The following is a 16,312-nucleotide window of genomic DNA, read 5'->3' on the forward strand; positions in this document are numbered from 1 at the left end:
GGAGCGCCCATGCCGAGTTTCCACCATGACGGAATCGAGATCGCGTTCCGCGACGAAGGCGCCGGCGACCCGATCCTGCTGATCCACGGCTTCGCCTCCTCGATCGACGTCAACTGGGTCGGTCCCGGCTGGTTCGACGCGCTGAAGAAGGACGGCCGCCGAGTCATCGCGATCGACAACCGCGGTCACGGCGCGAGCGAAAAGCTCTATGATCCGGCGTTCTACGGCGCGGATCTCATGGCCGGCGACGCGCTCGCGCTGCTCGACCATCTCGAGATCGGGCGCGCGGACGTCATGGGCTACTCGATGGGCGCGCGCATCACCGCGCTGATGGCGATCAACAACGGCGAGCGCCTGCGCTCGGCGATCCTCGGCGGCATGGGCGAGGGGCTCCTGCGCGGCGCGCCCAACGCCGACGCGATCGCCGAGGGTCTCATCGCGCCCTCGGTCGACGACGTCGTGAACCCGATGGCCAAGATGTTCCGCCGCTTCGCCGAGGCGACGGGCTCGGACCGCAAGGCGCTCTCGGCCTGCATGCGCATGCAGCGCTCGCTGGTCGACGAGAAGATGCTCCAGAAGATCGCCGTTCCGACGCTCGTCGCGGTGGGGACCGAGGACGAAGTGTCGGGCGATCTCGACGCGCTTGTGGCGCTTATCCCCAACGCCGAGGCCTTGCCGATCCCGCGGCGCGACCACAATCGCGCAGTGGGCGACAAGGTTTACAAGGACGGGGTCTTGTCGTTCCTCGCGGCGCGACCTTAATCCTCCCTTCAGGCCGGCTTGATCTTCTCTCTGGGGAAGCGAGCGGCATATGCTATGGGTCTCCCGTCCTCTCTGGAGGCCATCCTCTCGAATGAAAGAGCGGGCGCCATGGCGAAGCTTGCGCGCATCGACAATCAGAACCTGAAGACGCTGGACCCGGTCTGGGCGCGCATCCGCGCCGAGGCCGAGGACGTCATCCGGCGCGAGCCGGAGCTCGGCGGCTTCATCACCTCCACGGTGCTGAACCACGATCGGCTCGAGCGCGCCGTCGGTTCGCGTTTCGCCGCGCGGCTCGACCACGTCGACGTGCCGCGCGCCTTGATCTGGCAGGCCTTCGAGGAGGCGACCGAGAGCGATCCCGAGATCGGGCAGGCGATCCGCGCCGATCTCAACGCGGTCGTCGAACGCGACGCCGCCGCGCACCGGGCGATCGAGCCGCTGCTGCACTTCAAGGGCTTTCACGCCATCCAGGCCCATCGCCTCGCCCATTGGCTCTGGAAGCAGGGCCGGCGCGACTTCGCGCTCTACATCCAGAGCCGCGCCTCCAACGTGTTCCAGGTCGACGTCCATCCGGCCGCGCCATTCGGCAAGGGCGTGTTCTTCGACCACGCCACCGGCGTCGTGATCGGCGAGACCGCGGTCGTCGGCGACAACGTCTCGCTGCTCCATGGCGTGACGCTCGGCGGCACCGGCAAGTCCGACCAGGACCGCCATCCGAAGATCCGCAACGGCGTGCTGATCGGCGCGGGCGCGTCGATCCTCGGCAACATCGAGATCGGCCATTGCTCGCGCGTCGCCGCGAACTCCGTGGTGCTGCGCGACGTGCCGCCGAACGTCACCGTAGCGGGCATCCCCGCGCGCATCGTCGGCGCGAGCCCCTGCGCGGAGCCCGCCCAGTCGATGGACCAGGTGTTCTACGACGCTGGGATTTGACGGTTTCCAATTGGCTGCGTGAGCCGAAGAGGCCGCTGATCTCCCTGCGCCGCGGCGGCGGGGAGGGTGGCCCTGAGCGGTAGCGAAGGGTCGGGTAGGGACTTGGAGCGTAAAGCTCAATCCTGAAGCCCACCCCGCCCTTACCCTCCCCTGTCCCAGGGAAGGGAGGCGACTCATGTCGCGGTTCGCTTCCAGTTGAACCCCTCCGAACGCCGTCTTGCGCGCGCCACATCCATCGCACAACCCTTCCGGCCAGGGAGGAGCGAACGATGGCGGCGAGATCGTCGGCGCGAAAAAAGACCCAGGCCCGGCTGGACGAGGATGCGCTCGCCTCGCGGTTGGTCGCGGCCCCGGTGGTCGAGCATCGCCGAGACGCGCGCGAAAGGCTGGATGGGCTGCTCGACGAGGACGAGGGCGGGGAGCTCGCGCCCCTTGTCGCGCTTGAGCCCGTGCGGGCCCTGCTCGAGGGCGTCGCGGACGGCTCGCCGTTCCTCTGGGGGCTGATCAACCGCGATCCCGCGCGCGCCGCCCATCTGCTTTCGCGCCCGCCCGAGGAGCGGCTCGACGAGATCGTCGCCGGCATGGCCGAGGCGGCGGCGGCCGAGGACCGTTCCGAGCTCGGGGCCATGTTGCGCCGGGGCCGCGCCGAGGCGGCGCTTCTGATCGCGCTCGCGGACATCGGCGGCGTGTGGGAGGCGGCCCGCGTGGTGGCGGCGATCTCGCAAGTCGCGGAAGCCGCGATCCGCGCGGCGACCCGATCGGCGCTCGCCGACGCGCATGAGGCCGGGCGGCTGAGGTTGCGCGATCCGGAAAATCCCGAGACGGGCTCGGGCCTGTTCGTGCTCGGCATGGGCAAGCTCGGCGCGGCGGAGCTCAATTATTCCTCCGACGTCGACCTCATCGTGTTCTACGACGCCGAGGTGATCCAGGCGGCGGAGGGCGAGGAGCCCACCACCCTCTTCGTGCGCGTCGCCCAGACCATGGCCAAGCTCCTGCAGGAGCGCACCGCCGACGGCTATGTGGCGCGCGTCGACCTTAGACTGCGGCCGGATCCGGGCTCCACTCCCGTCGCGATCTCGCGGGACGCCGCGCTGTCCTATTACGAGAGCGTCGGCCAGAACTGGGAGCGCGCGGCCATGATCAAGGCGCGCGTGGTGGCGGGCGACGCGGCGGCGGGCGAGGCGTTTCTCGCCGAGCTCCGCCCCTTCGTCTGGCGGCGCTCGCTCGACCATGCGGCCATCGCCGACATCCACGCGATGAAGCGCCAGATCCACGCCCACAAGGGCCACGGCGCGATCGCGGTCGAGGGCCACAATCTCAAGCTCGGCCGCGGGGGCATTCGCGAGATCGAGTTCTTCGTGCAGACCCAGCAGCTTGTGGCCGGCGGCCGAAATCCGGCCTTAAGATCGCGCGCCACTGTGGAGACCCTCGCGGATCTCGCCGACGCCGGATGGATCGACGCCAAGGCCCGCGACGAGCTGACCGAGGCCTACTGGTTCCTGCGCGGGCTCGAGCATCGCCTCCAGATGGTGGAGGACGCCCAGACCCATACGCTTCCGGACGCAGACGAGGCCCTGCTGCGCTTCGCTCATTTCGCCGGCTATGAAAGTCGCGACGCCTTCGCCAAGGCGCTGACGCGGCGGCTGAAGACGGTGCAGCGGCACTATGCGCGCTTGTTCGAGGATGCGCCGGGGCTCGCCTCCGAGATCGGCAGCCTCGTCTTCACCGGCAAGGAGGACGATCCCGACACGCTGAAGACGATCGCGGGCCTCGGCTACGCCGAGCCGGCCTCGGTCGCAGCTACCGTGCGCGGCTGGCATCATGGCCGCTACCCCTCGATGCACAGCGGCCGTGCGCGCGAGCTCCTGACGGAGCTCACCCCGACGCTGCTCGAGACGTTCGGGCGGTCCGGCCGGCCGGACGCGGCGATCAACGGCCTCGACAAGGTGCTGGAACGCACGACCGGCGGCGTGGCGCTGCTCGCGCTGATGCGCGCCCATCCCGAGATCCTGAACCTTCTCGCCGTCGTGCTGGGCGCCGCGCCGCGCCTCGCCGAAACGCTCGCCCGACGCCCGCGGGTGCTCGACGCGCTGCTCGACCCGGCCTTCTTCGGCCACCTGCCGAGCCGCGAGGAGGTCGCCACGAGGGTGGAGCAGGCGCTCGGCGAGGCGATTTCCTATGAGGACATGCTCGACCGCGCCCGCATCGTGGGCCAGGAGCTCAACACGCTCATCGGCCTGCGCGTGGCGTCCGGCACAGTCGCGGCCGATCAGGCCGGCTTCGCCTATGCGCGCGTCGCCGACGTCCTGGTCGGCGCCCTGTTCGACCGCGTGGAGGCCGAGCTCGCCCGCGTCCACGGGAGGGTGAAGGGCGGGGCCGCCGCGGTGGTGGCGCTCGGCAAGCTCGGCGGCGAGGAGATGACGGCCGCCTCCGATCTCGACCTGATCCTTCTCTACGAGCATCCGGACGGCGCGCTCGAGACCGGCGGCGACCGCCCGATCGCGCCCGCGCAGTTCTTCGCCCGGCTCACCCAGCGGCTGGTCGCGGCCCTGTCCGCGCCGACCGCCGAGGGCGTGCTCTACGAGGTCGACTTCCGGCTGCGCCCCTCTGGCCGCGCCGGCCCGCTGGCGACGCGCCTGAAGGCGTTCGAGAGCTACCAGAAGGACGAGGCGGAGACCTGGGAGCACATGGCGCTCTCGCGCGCCCGCGTGGTGGCCGGGCCGCTCGCCTTCCGCCGCACGGTCGGCCGGGCGATCGGCAAGGCGCTGACCATCAAGCGCGACCGCAAGCAGGTCTCCAAGGACGTGCGCGCGATGCGCGCGCTGCTCGACAAGGAGAAGGGCGGCGGCGGCCCCTGGAACCTGAAGCATGCGCCGGGCGGGCTGGTGGACATCGAATTCGTGGCGCAGGCGCTGCAGCTCGCTTATGCGCACGACAAGCCCGGCGTCCTCTACACCGTGACCGCGCCGGCGCTCGATCGCTCGCGCGAGCAGAAGGTGCTCGAGGAAGCCGACTGGGACGCGTTGAAAAGCGCCGCGCGGCTCCAGCTCGACCTCACCCAGGCGCTGCGGCTCGCGCTCGAGGGGCCGTTCGATCCCGACGAGGCGGGCGAGGGCCTGAAGCAGTTCCTGGCGCGCGTCGGCGCGGCGCCGGACTTCAAGACGCTGACGGCCCGGCTCGTCGACGAGCAGAAGGCGGCGAGGAAGGCGTTCGAGCGGGTGACGAAGGCGCTCGGTTGATTGACGGTGGCGGCGTCGTCCCCGAAGACCCATACTGTTCCAGCTGGACTGAGGAGCAAGTGATGGACGATCCTCGCACGGTCGCGCTGTCGGAAGATCAGGCCGCGTTCGTCGACGGCCTTGTCGCTTCCGGCGTTTACCAGAACGAGGGCGAGGTCATTCGCGCCGGTCTCGACGCATTGCGGACGCGCGAGGGCGAGCTCGCAGAGTGGCTGGCGCGCGAAGTGACGCCGGTGATCGAAGCGCTCGAAGCCGATCCGTCCCGCGCGATTCCTGCCGAAGACGTCTTCGCCGAGCTTCGTGCGCGTCACGCCGCGCGGTTCGATCAAGACGCATGACGCCGCGGCGAGTCGAGATCTCGCCAGAAGCAGCCAGCGATCTCTACAGCATCCATAGATGGATCGCGGATGCAGGATCACGCCAGAACGCGTCGAGCTTCATAAGCAAGATCGAGCGCTTCTGCCTCAACCTGGCGACGGCGCCTGAGCGCGGCAGACGGCTTCGCATCTATGGCGACCGTCACATTCGGGCGGTGGGGTTTCGACGGCAGGCGACGGTGCTGTTTCGCGTGGAGCCCGACCGCGTCACCATCTTGCGCGTCCATCGCGCAGGCATGGATTGGGCCGCCGATTTTCCGCAGGAGAGCTGAGGCCGCCTTACGCGATCTTCTCTTCCGCGCCGAGCGTGACGTCGGCCCGCGCCGGAAGGCGGATCAGCACCACGGTGCCGACCCCGACGGTCGAGCGGATGCGCATCGATCCGCCATGCAGTTCTGCGAGCGAGCGCGCGATGGCGAGGCCGAGGCCCGACCCCTTGTGGCTCTTCGAGAACTGGTTCTCGACCTGCTCGAAGGGTCGTCCAAGCTTCTCGATGGCGTCCTTCGAGATGCCGATCCCGGTGTCCTCGATATAGAGGTTCATGGCGTCGCCGACCGAGCGGGTGCGGATCGTCACGCGCCCGCCCGCCGGCGTGAACTTCACGGCGTTGGAGAGAAGGTTCAGCAGGATCTGCTTCAGCGCGCGACGGTCGACCTCCACGGTCACGCCGCAGGCGGCCTCGGCGCGCAGCGCGATCGACTTCTCCTCGGCCTTCGGCGTGATGACGCGCATGGCGTCCATCACCACCTTGTCGATGTCGACCGTCTCGCGGGCGATCATGAAGCGGCCGGCCTCGATCTTCGACATGTCGAGAATGTCGGAGATGACGTCGAGCAGATACTGGCCGCTCTCGCGAATGTCGCCGGCGTATTCGGCGTATTTCTCAGAGCCGAGCGGGCCGAACAGGCCCGACACCATGATCTCGGAGAAGCCCAGGATCGCGTTCAGCGGCGTGCGGAGCTCGTGGGAGATGTTGGCGAGGAAGTCGGACTTCGCCTTCGAGGCGAGCTCGGCCTCGCTCTTCTGCTCGGCGTATTTCTCGGCGAGGTCGGCGAGCTGCTGGGCCTGGACCTCGAGCGTCTGGCGCGACTTCCGCAGGTCCGCGACATTGGCCATCAGGGCCTTCTCGCTGTCCATCAGGCGTTCTTCCTGACGCTTCAGCGAGGTGATGTCGGTGCCGACCGACACGAAGCCGCCGTCCTTGGTGCGGCGCTCGTTGATGCGCAGCCAGCGGCCGTCCTCGATCTGGGCCTCGAACGACCGGGCGCCGTCCTCGACGCGCCCGTCGGGGCGCACGGAGTTGACGATGACCGGCTGGCGGCCCGCCGCGATGATGTCGGCCCGCGCCGCGCCGGGCGTCACGGACTCGTCGCCGAGCTCGTAGAGCTGCTGGAACTTCGAATTGCAGGTCACGAGCCGGTTGCCGGCGTCCCACAGCACGAAGGCCTCGGAGATGGTCTCGATGGCGTCGCGCAGGCGCATGTCGGCGGTCGCGGTGCGTTCGGCGAGCGTGCGGTGCTCGGTGACGTCGACGCAGATGCCGATGAGGCGCAGCCCGTCGTCCTGACGGTCGCGAACCACCTCGGCGCGGGCGCGCAGCCACTTCCATTCGCCGTCGGCGTTGCGGGCGCGGAACACGCGGTCGATGTTGACGGCGCGCCCGCAGACGATCTCGTCGGCGAGGCCGTAGAGGTCGATGTCGTCGGCGTGGGCGATGGCGTTGAACTCGCCGAACGACACCAGCTCGTCGCGTGGCGGATAACCCAGCATCTCGAACAGCGAGCGCGACCAGAAGATGCGCCCGCGCGCCACGTCCCAGTCGAACAGGCCGCAATGGCCGCGCGAGAGCGCCGTTTCGTTGCGGACCTGAACGCGCTCGTAGACGTCGTCGACGCGGCGCGTGCGGCTCGATTGCCAGTGGAACGCGAAGCCGAGCAGAGCCAGCACGAAGCCGGTGGAGGCGTAGACCGTGACGGTCGAGCGCGTCTGCGCCCGCCAGGCCGCCAGCGCGTCGTCGACGCCCTGCACCACGGCGATCTGGCCGGGCCGGCCGGTCAGGTTCCGCACGGTGGCGAGCGCCGCCGCGCCGTCGGGCAGGGTGAGCTTCATGACGCCGGCGCGCTCGCCGAAGGTGGTGAGCGGCTGCGCGGGTCCGAGCAGGGTGACGAGGTCGGCGGGCGGCTGGCCTTCGGGGGCGCCGGCGACCGCGACGACGCGGCCGGTCTCGTCGGCGAGGTAGAGCTTGCGGCCGCGTTCGGCGGCGTTGCGTGGCAGGGCGGCGACGAGCGCCTCGCCGAAGTCGCGGGCGTCCTGATGCTTGCTGACGCGGGGGGCCTCGTAGGCCGCGATCGCCGCGAGCGCGCCGAGATCGTCGGCCGCGGCCTCGAGCGTCTGGTTGCGGGCGTCTATCGTCTGGATCGCGACGACGCCTGCGAGGGTGATGAGGAACAGCACGATGAGCGCCGGGACGAGGCGCCTCAGCACGGGCTCGGCGGCGAGGATGCGGCGATGGGCGGGGGCGAACCACGCCGTCGTCTGGTCTCGCATTTCGCGACGACGCACGAATAGTCCCGCCACGGTGGCGCGCGCCATCGCAGTTCCTTCCGACCCGAAAGAGACCTTAAGTCGATTCGCGAACCCCGCTCGTCGAATCGACTTCAGTATTAGAATCAATACGCAGGGTCTCTGTCCAGCGGGAATTAAACGTCCGTTAATTACTTCTCGTGGTGTCGCCAAAAAGACGAGTCGGATGAATCACTTGGCGGCCTTGTACGGAAGAACCCGTATCAGGCCGCGGCGAGCGCCCGGCGCACGATGTCGGCGACGTCCGGCGAGAGCCTCGGCAGCTCTGCGAGGCGGCGCAACGCGGCCTCCGCCTTGGCCCGGCGTTCGGGCTCGAGCGCGCGCCAGGTGCGGAACGCGCCGAGGAGCCGCGCGGCGACCTGCGGGTTGGTCGAGTTGAGCTCGGCGGCCACGCCCGCGACGAAGTCGTAGCCTCGTCCGTCGGCGCGGTTGAACTGGGTCGGGTTGCCGGCTCCAAAGGCGCCGATGAGCGAGCGCACGCGGTTCGGGTTCTTGATGTCGAAGGCGGGCGAGGCCATCAGCGCCTCGACCCGCGACAGCGTGTCGGGAAGCGGCGCGGACGCCTGGATCAGGAACCACTTGTCGACGAGCAGCGGGTTGGTCCCGTAGGTCGCGGCGAACTCGGCCAGCGTCTCGTCGCGTTCGGGGGTCGCGGAGAGCGACAGCACCTGCATGGCCATCACGCGGTCGGTCATGTTGCCGGCGGAAGAGTACAGATTGCGGGCGGCCTCGACGCCTGCGCGCGCGCCGTCGGCGGCCAGGAGATCGAGCGCCGCGACCTTGAGCGCGCGACGGCCGGCGGAGACCGGGTCGGGCGCGTAGGGGCCGGTCTCGGCGAGCCGTTCGATCGCCCCGGCGAGCGCGCCCGAGAGCCCGTCGTGGAGCGCGCGCTTCAGGCCGAGGCGCGCGGCGTGGATCGCGTCCGGATCGACGTTCTCGCCGATCTCGCGCGCGACGTCGCCCTCGCTCGGAAGGCTCGCGACCTGCGCCGCATAGGCGTAGTCGGTCTCGTGCGGATCGAATGCGCGGCCGACGGCCTCGACGATCCGGGGATCGGGAGTGAGCGCGCGACCGTCCCGCGCCGCCGCCGTCGCCTCCACCAGGTGACGCAGCGCCACAGTCTGCAGCGATTGCCAGCGGTTGAACGGATCGGAGTCGTGGCCGGCGAGGAACAGCAGGTCGTCGTTCGAGATGTCGCTTGAAAGTTTGACGGGCGCGGAGAAGTTCCTGAACAACGAGAGCGCGGGCCGCTCCGCGAGATCTTCGAACACGATGGCTTTGCTGTCGGTCTCGAAGGTGAAGACAGGCCCGGCCTCCCTGCCGCCGACCTTGAGCGGCAGGTCGCGCCCGTCCTGCCCGACGAGGCCGATCGTCACCGGCAGCACCACGGGAAGCTTCGTGGGCTGGCCCGGGGTGGGGCGCGTCTTTTGCGACAGCTCCAGCGTCAGCGTTCTGGCGGTGGCGTCATAGGCCGAGGTGGCGGCGACTTCGGGCGTGCCCGCCTGGTCGTACCAGCGCATCCACGCGCTCATGTCGCGGCCCGAGACCTCGCCGAAGCAGGCGACGAACTGCTCGATGGTGCAGGCCTCGCCGTCATGGCGCTCGAAATAGAGGTCCATGCCGGACCTGAAATGCTCGTCGCCGATCCAGGTCTTGAGCATGCGGATGACCTCCGCGCCCTTCTCGTAGACGGTCGGCGTGTAGAAGTTGTTGATCTCGTGGTAGATTTGCGGCCGCACCGGATGGCTGAGCGGTCCGGCGTCCTCGGCGAACTGCAGCGCGCGCAGGTTGCGGACGTCCTGGATGCGCTTCACCGGCCGCGAGCGGCGGTCGGAGGTGAACTCCTGGTCGCGGAAGACCGTCAGCCCTTCCTTCAGGCACAGCTGGAACCAGTCGCGGCAGGTGATGCGGTCGCCCGTCCAGTTGTGGAAGTATTCGTGCGCGATGATCGCCTCGATGTTGGCGTAGTCGCCGTCGGTGGCGGTCTCGGGCGAGGCGAGCACGTATTTGTCGTTGAAGACGTTGAGACCCTTGTTCTCCATCGCGCCCATGTTGAAGTGCGAGACGGCCACGACCATGAAGACGTCGAGGTCGTATTCGCGGCCGAACGCCTCCTCGTCCCATTTCATCGAGGCCTTGATCGCCTCCATGGCGTGAAGCGCCTGATCCTCGCGGCCGTGCTCGACAAACACCTTCAGCGCGACGTCGCGTCCGCCCATGGTGACGAAAGAATCCTCGACCACGCCGAGGTCGCCCGCGACGAGCGCGAACAGGTAGGAGGGCTTCTTCCAGGGGTCATGCCAGACCGCGTAATGGCGGCCCTCGCCGGCCTCGCCCGTCTCCACGAGGTCGCCGTTCGAGAGCAGGACGGGGCACTCGTCCTTCGGGCCCTCGACGCGGGTGGTGTAGACCGCGAGCACGTCCGGGCGGTCGAGGAAGTAGGTGATGCGCCGGAAGCCCTCGGCCTCGCACTGCGTCGTATAGGAAGCGTTGGAGCGGTAGAGCCCCATCAGCTTGGTGTTGGCCGCAGGATCGATCTCGGTGACGATCTCGAGCTCGAACGCCCCGCGGGGCGGATTGGCGATCACGAGCCGCTCCGGCGAGACGTCGAGGTCGCCTTCGCCGAGCGCCATTCCGTCGATCGACGCCGACACCAGCTTCAGCTCGTCGCCGTCGAGCTTGAGCGCCGCCCCGGCGTCGCCGAGCGGGTTCGGGCGCATCTTGAGCGTCGCCGTGACGCGCGTCGCCGACGGCTCGAGGCGGAAGTCGAGATGGACCTCGTCGATCAGGAAGTCCGAGGGGCGATACTCGGACAGACGGACGGGGCGGGGATCCTCGGCGCGCATGACGGCGGCTCCACTCGTGGGACGGACGGGCCGAACCGTTTAGGCCTCCGGAGCGGGCGGGAGCAAGGCGGCGCCTGTCGACGTGCTGCGAACGATCGACGTCGAGCGGCGCAATGACGTCCGTAACATGGCCGCCGGCCAGAGCTGGCCGCGTCTGAAAAGCGCTCGCTCAATCAGATGCATGTGCAGAAGGTCAGCATCGGTGACCAAGTCAATATATGATGAAAGCTTGACGGTAGTCGGATCTAGGAGAATAGTTAAAGCATGTCTGAGTTAATGATCAAGTGAATACTCTAATTCGACCAAAGATCGGGAGGGTAGCATGAGGTTGTTATCAGTAGTCTGTGTTTCTGGTTTGGCGCTCGCCACAGTCGTTCCTGCGCAGGCCGACATCCTGAAGTTCGTCGCGAACACAGTGGCCCAGACGTTCACCACCGCGCGGGACCTGACGATCAACGAGCAGAACGGCGCGTTCTCGACCAACTTCAAGGTCAAGAAGGAGAATTGGGTCGTCATCAACTTCTCGGCCGAGTGCCTCGTGACGGGCAGCAACAACAGCTATGTCGATATCGACATCGCCGTTCGATACGAAGGCACGTCGACCTTCGTGCCCCTGCCGCCGACGAGCGGCGACAATTCGTTCTGCGCGCCGGGAACGAACACCGGGTCCTACTGGGTGAGCGCGTCCACGGCGGGCGGCGCGGTGATGCCGGTCGGAAACCACACGGTCAAAGTCATCGCTCGGCCGCTTGGATCCGTGACTTCGGTGCGGATCGACGACCTGGCGCTCTACGTCATCGACTGACGTTGGACTGAGACGCGCGCCGGGGGACCGCTTGGGGTTCCTCCGGCGGCGCCGTCAGCGCTCGCTCCAGACGGGGGCGCGCTTCTCCCGGAAGGCCGCGACGCCCTCGGCGCAATCGGGGCTCGCGCCGGCCTGCGCCTGAAGGCGACGCTCCAGCGCGATCTGTTCCTCAAACGTGTTTTCGGCCGAGGCCGCGAAGGCGCGCTTGGTCAGCGCGATCGCGCTCGCCGAGCCCGCCGCGAGCTTTTGGGCGAGCGCGACCGCGTCCTCGACCAGCCGATCGTCGTCGAAAACCGCCCAGATCAGTCCCCAGTCGCGCGCTGTTTCGGCCGGCAGCGGCTCGCCGAGCAGGCAGAGCGCCTTGGCGCGCGCGGTCCCGACCAGGCGCGGCAGCGTCCAGGCGCCGCCGACGTCCGGGATCAGGCCGATCTTGCCGAACGCCTCGACGAAGGCCGCCGAGCGCCCCGCCACCACGATGTCGGCGAGCAGCGCGAAGTTGGCGCCGGCCCCCGCCGCGACCCCGTTGACCGCGGCGACGATCGGCAGCGGACAGGCGCGGATCTTGGCGATCACCGGCTCGTAATGGCGCTCGAGCATCCGGCCGACGTCGCGCTCTTCCGGCGGAAGGCTCGCGAAGGCGACGAGGTTCTGGCCCGAGCAGAAGCCGCGGCCGGCGCCTGTGAACACGACGGCGCGGACCTTCGCGTCGGCCACGGCCTCGTCGAGCGCGGCTCCGATGGCGTCGAGCAGCTCGGGCGTGAAGGCGTTGATCCGGTCCGGCCGGTTCAGCGTCATCAGCGCGACGCCGCCGCGGCGTTCCATGAGGAGAGGGGCTTCGGTCACCGGCGGGTCTCCGGGGTGTGTAGGCTCACGTCAGCGGCCAAACCAACAGCAGAAGCGGGGTCGCGACAAGCAGTACGATAATCGAAAGCGGCGCGCCGAGGCGGGCGTAGTCGCCGTAGCGATAGCCGCCCGGGCCCATCACCAGCGTGTTGCACTGGTGGCCGATCGGGGTGAGGAAGTCGCAGCCCGCCCCGATCGCGACCGCCATCAGGAAGGCGTCGGGCTTGTAATTCAGCGAGGCGGCGAAGCTCGCGGCGATCGGGGCCATGACGAGCACGGTCGCGGCGTTGTTGAGGAAGGGCGTCACCGCGATCGCGGCCGCCATGATGAGCGCGAGCGCGCCCCAGGGCGGCAGCTGCTGGGCGAGCTGCGACAGGCCATGGGCGATGAGGTCGGCGCCGCCGGTCTGCTGCACGCTGTCGGCGACCGGGATGAGCGCGGCCAGCATCACGAGGATCGGCGCGTCGAGCTGGTGGTAGACGTCGCGCGCCGGCAGCGCGCCGGAGAGCGCCATCAGGACGGCTGCGGAGAAGAACGCGACCGGCACCGGCGCGAGACCCGTGGCGGTGGCGATCATCGCCGCGGCGAGGATCGCGACGGGCGCGAGGCGCTGGCGGGTGACGCCGAGATTGAGCGCGCGCTCGGCGAGCGGCAGGCAGTCCCAGTCGCGCAGCAGCTCCGGCAGGCGGTTGCGGTCGCCCTGCAGCAGGCTGACGTCGCCTTCCGCGATGGTGATTTCGTGCAGCCGCTCCCTGAACCGCTTGCCGCGGCGCGAGACCGCGAGCAGCGTCATGCCGGTGCGGCGGGCGAGCGAAAGCCGCTGCGCCGTCATGCCGGCCAGGCCGGAGTTCGGCCCTACGATCGCCTCGACGGCGCCGAGCTCGATCTTGGCGTCGCTGTCGCCCTTGTCGCTGGTGAGCCTGAGCTTGCCTTGGCTCACGATGCGGTCGAGCGCCTGCGGGTCTCCTTCCAGCATCAGCACGTCGGAGACCGCGAGCGTCGCGGCCGGGAAGGGGGTGCGCCGCCGGCCCGAGGCGCCGACGATCGCCGTCACCATGGCCTCGCCCTCGGCCAGCGCCTCGAGCTCCTTCACGGTCTTGTCCACGAAGGGGCTGTCCTTCGTGACGCGCGCCTCGGTTGTGTAGTTCTTGATCTCGATCGCCTCTTCGAGATCGGCCTCGCCGCTCTGGCGTTCGGGCAGCAGGCGATAGCAGAAGACGAGGAACACGACGCCGACGAGCGCGAGCGCCGCGCCGACAGGCGTGAAGTCGAACATCGTGAAGGGCTGGCCCGTCATCTCGCCGCGCACGCGACTGACGATGACGTTGGGCGATGTGCCGACCTGCGTCATCAGCCCGCCGAGCAGCGAACCGAACGACATCGGCATCAGGAAGAGAGAGGGCGACACCGAGGAGCGCCGCGCCATCTGGATCGCGATCGGCATCATGATCGCGAGCGCGCCGACGTTCTTCACGAAGGCCGACAGCACGGTGACGATGAGCACGAGCGTGAGCAGCTGGAGGCGCGGCTCCGACAGGTTCGGCGCGAAGCGCTGGATCGCGGCCTCCATGACGCCCGACCGCGCGATCGCGCCGCTGACCACGAGCGCGGAGGCGACGATGACGACGATGTCGTCGGCGAAGCCGGAAAACGCGTCTGCGGGCTTCACGACCCCGACGACGACGGCCGCGAGTAGCGCTCCGCACGCGACGAGGTCGTAGCGGACGCGGCCCCAGACGAAGGCCGCCATCATCAGCGCGATGATCCCGAAGGAGAGCGCTTGGGGAAGCGTCATGCGGGATGCGGGGAGGGGACGCGGAGGAGGCTCATCGCGGACTCATGATAGAGCGCGCCGCCCTCTTGTCCCGGCCTTGAGCCGGGACCCAAAGCCGAGACGTTCGAGGAAAAACTCGACCGAGCCGCCTATGACCCGATGCCGCGTCGGTTCTGGGTCCCGGCTCAAAGGCCGGGACAAGCGCCTCTTCAGCCGAGCGCGCGGCCGAGCACGCGGGCGAGCCGTTCCGAGAACGCGCGCGGATCGGCGGGCCGTTCGCCGTCCAGGATCTTGGCCTCGTCGAAGAGGAGATGCACGGCGTCCTCGCGCAGCCCCGCTTCGGCCTCGCCCTTGGCCGCAAGCGCCGTCACCAGCGCGTGGGTCGGGTTGATCTCGAGCACGGGCTTGGAGGCCGATCCCTGGCCCGACGCCGCAAGGATCTTTTCGAGCTGACGGTCGAGGCCGTGGTCGGGCGCGACGAGGCAGACGGCGCTCGAGGTCAGGCGGTCGGAGGCGCGCACGTCCGAGACCGTGTCGCCGAGCGTCTCCTTGGCGTAGGCGATCAGCCCCGCGACGGCTTCGCTCGCTTCCGGCGTCTCGGCGGTCTCGCTCTCGGACTTCGGGAAGGCCGAGAGGTCGGCCGCGCCCTGGCTCGCGGACTTGAACGGCTTTCCTTCGAAGCCTTGCGCATTGGTCACCCAGAAGCTGTCGACGGGGTCGGACAGCAGCAGCACCTCGATCCCGCGGGCGCGGAAGCCCTCGAGATGCGGAGAGGCCTTGAGCTGGTCGAGATTGCCGCCCGCGAGATAGTAGATCGCGGTCTGGTTCTCCTTGAGGCCCTCGACATAGTCCTTGAGCGAACGCCAGCCGTCGCCCGAGGCGGTCGAGCGGAAGCGCGAGAGCTTCAGGAGCTGCTCCTGACGCTCGAAGTCCTCGTAGAGCCCTTCCTTGATCACGGGGCCGAACGCCTCCCAGACCGTCGCGAAGGTCTCGGCCTCGTTCTGGGCGAGCTTTTCGAGGTCGCCGAGCACGCGGTTCGTCAGGCCTTTGCGGATCGCGGCGAGCACCGGGCTCTGCTGGATCATCTCGCGCGAGACGTTGAGCGGCAGGTCGTGGGAATCCACGAGGCCGCGCGTGAAGCGCAGGTAGCGCGGCAGCAGCTCGGCGTCGTCGGTGATGAAGACGCGTCGCACATAGAGCTTCATGCGGCCGCGCCGCTCGGCGTCGAACAGGTCGAAGGGCGCGGTCGAGGGCACGAAGGCGAGCGCGGTGTATTCGTGGCGGCCTTCCGCCCGGTAATGGATCGTCACCGCGGGCTCGTCGAACTGGCCCGCGACGCTGCGGTAGAAGTCGGCGTACTCCTCCTTGGTCACCTCGGCCTTCGGGCGCGTCCAGAGCGCGGCGCCGTCGGCGATCTGCTGCGGCTCGTCGCCCGGCTTCTCGACGAGCGCGATCGGCACCGGGACATGGCCGGACTGCGCTTTCACGATGCGCTCCAGCGTCCACTTGTCGGCGTAGGACTTGGCCTCTTCTGTGAGATGCAGCGTCACGCGGGTGCCGCGCGCCGGCGCCTCGGCGAGATCGAGGGCCGCGATCGTGTATTCGCCCTTGCCGTCCGACGACCAGAGCGAGGCCTCCTCGGCCCCCGCCCGGCGCGAGGCGACATCGACCCGGTCCGCGACCATGAAGGCGGAGTAGAAGCCGACGCCGAACTGGCCGATGAGCTGCGCGCCGTCCTTGGAGCCTTGGGCCGCTTCGATGCGCTCCATGAAGGCCTTGGTGCCCGACCGCGCGATGGTGCCGAGCGCCTCGATCATCTCCTCGGCGCTCATGCCGACGCCGTTGTCCTCGATCACGAGGCGGCCGGCGTCCTTGTCGGCGGTGATCAGGATGCGGGGTTTTGGATCCTCGCCCAGCAGAGCCGGGTTCTGGATCGCCTCGAAGCGCAGCTTCTCGCAGGCGTCGGCGGCGTTCGAGATCAGCTCGCGCAGGAAGACGTCGCGGTCGGAATAGACCGAATGCACCATCATGTGCAGGAGCTTCGCGACGTCGGCCTCGAAGGCGCGCGACTGCGGGGCGGCGGTCGTCTCGGTCATTGGGGCGTTGTCCCTCAGCGTCTTTTCGGCGGCTCAGATGGCCGGGACGGCAGG

Annotated in this window: 11 protein-coding genes; 6 read left to right on the forward strand and 5 right to left on the reverse strand. The window is 69.0% G+C overall.

The annotated features are described in order from the left end of the window. The first annotated feature begins 9 nt into the window (after window positions 1-9). The 5 genes from ACFOWB_RS13205 to ACFOWB_RS13225 all read left to right on the forward strand — a co-directional run bounded on the left by ACFOWB_RS13205 (window position 10) and on the right by ACFOWB_RS13225 (window position 5,583). Entirely contained in the window at window positions 10-762 is a 753-nt protein-coding gene (locus ACFOWB_RS13205; protein ID WP_261402675.1) for an alpha/beta fold hydrolase, read from the forward strand. 108 nt (window positions 763-870) lie between these two features. Beyond that, a complete protein-coding gene (gene cysE / locus ACFOWB_RS13210) occupies window positions 871-1,695 on the forward strand; it encodes a serine O-acetyltransferase (RefSeq protein WP_261402676.1) in 825 nt (274 codons plus the stop codon). 269 nt (window positions 1,696-1,964) lie between these two features. Continuing rightward, entirely contained in the window at window positions 1,965-4,934 is a 2,970-nt protein-coding gene (locus ACFOWB_RS13215; RefSeq protein WP_378147730.1) for a bifunctional [glutamine synthetase] adenylyltransferase/[glutamine synthetase]-adenylyl-L-tyrosine phosphorylase, read from the forward strand. A gap of 62 nt (window positions 4,935-4,996) precedes the next feature. Further along, the gene (locus tag ACFOWB_RS13220) at window positions 4,997-5,272 is read left to right on the forward strand and encodes a ribbon-helix-helix domain-containing protein (protein ID WP_261402679.1); all 276 of its coding nucleotides are present in this window, start codon (window positions 4,997-4,999) and stop codon (window positions 5,270-5,272) included. Beyond that, complete coding sequence (locus ACFOWB_RS13225; protein ID WP_261402680.1) at window positions 5,269-5,583, forward strand: type II toxin-antitoxin system RelE/ParE family toxin; 315 nt, start codon at window positions 5,269-5,271, stop codon at window positions 5,581-5,583. The genes ACFOWB_RS13220 and ACFOWB_RS13225 overlap by 4 nt, the downstream gene beginning before the upstream one ends. Window positions 5,584-5,590: 7 nt before the next feature. Here the strand turns inward: ACFOWB_RS13225 and ACFOWB_RS13230 are convergent, their stop codons facing one another. After that, window positions 5,591-7,903: a PAS domain-containing sensor histidine kinase gene (locus ACFOWB_RS13230; protein WP_261402681.1), complete on the reverse strand. Its 2,313-nt coding sequence runs from the start codon at window positions 7,901-7,903 to the stop codon at window positions 5,591-5,593. A 194-nt stretch (window positions 7,904-8,097) separates the two neighbouring features. Continuing rightward, window positions 8,098-10,740 carry an aminopeptidase N gene (pepN, locus tag ACFOWB_RS13235; protein WP_378147734.1) on the reverse strand — a complete coding sequence of 881 codons (2,643 nt, stop codon included), beginning with the start codon at window positions 10,738-10,740 and terminating at the stop codon, window positions 8,098-8,100. A 322-nt stretch (window positions 10,741-11,062) separates the two neighbouring features. Between pepN and ACFOWB_RS13240 the strand changes: the two genes are divergently transcribed. Continuing rightward, window positions 11,063-11,545 (forward strand): hypothetical protein, encoded by a 483-nt coding sequence (locus tag ACFOWB_RS13240; RefSeq protein ID WP_378147736.1) that lies wholly within the window; start codon window positions 11,063-11,065, stop codon window positions 11,543-11,545. A gap of 54 nt (window positions 11,546-11,599) precedes the next feature. Here ACFOWB_RS13240 and ACFOWB_RS13245 read toward each other — a convergent pair whose 3' ends face one another. From ACFOWB_RS13245 to htpG, 3 genes are all read right to left on the reverse strand, one after another. After that, window positions 11,600-12,367 carry an enoyl-CoA hydratase-related protein gene (locus tag ACFOWB_RS13245; protein ID WP_378148809.1) on the reverse strand — a complete coding sequence of 256 codons (768 nt, stop codon included), beginning with the start codon at window positions 12,365-12,367 and terminating at the stop codon, window positions 11,600-11,602. Between the two features lie 46 nt (window positions 12,368-12,413). Beyond that, window positions 12,414-14,183, reverse strand: coding sequence for an SLC13 family permease (locus ACFOWB_RS13250; RefSeq protein WP_378147738.1), 1,770 nt, complete (start codon window positions 14,181-14,183; stop codon window positions 12,414-12,416). Between the two features lie 188 nt (window positions 14,184-14,371). Further along, window positions 14,372-16,258 (reverse strand): molecular chaperone HtpG, encoded by a 1,887-nt coding sequence (gene htpG / locus ACFOWB_RS13255; protein ID WP_378147741.1) that lies wholly within the window; start codon window positions 16,256-16,258, stop codon window positions 14,372-14,374. Window positions 16,259-16,312: the final 54 nt, after the last annotated feature.

This window comes from Chenggangzhangella methanolivorans (assembly GCF_042648545.1).
Classification (GTDB): domain Bacteria; phylum Pseudomonadota; class Alphaproteobacteria; order Rhizobiales; family Methylopilaceae; genus Methylopila; species Methylopila methanolivorans.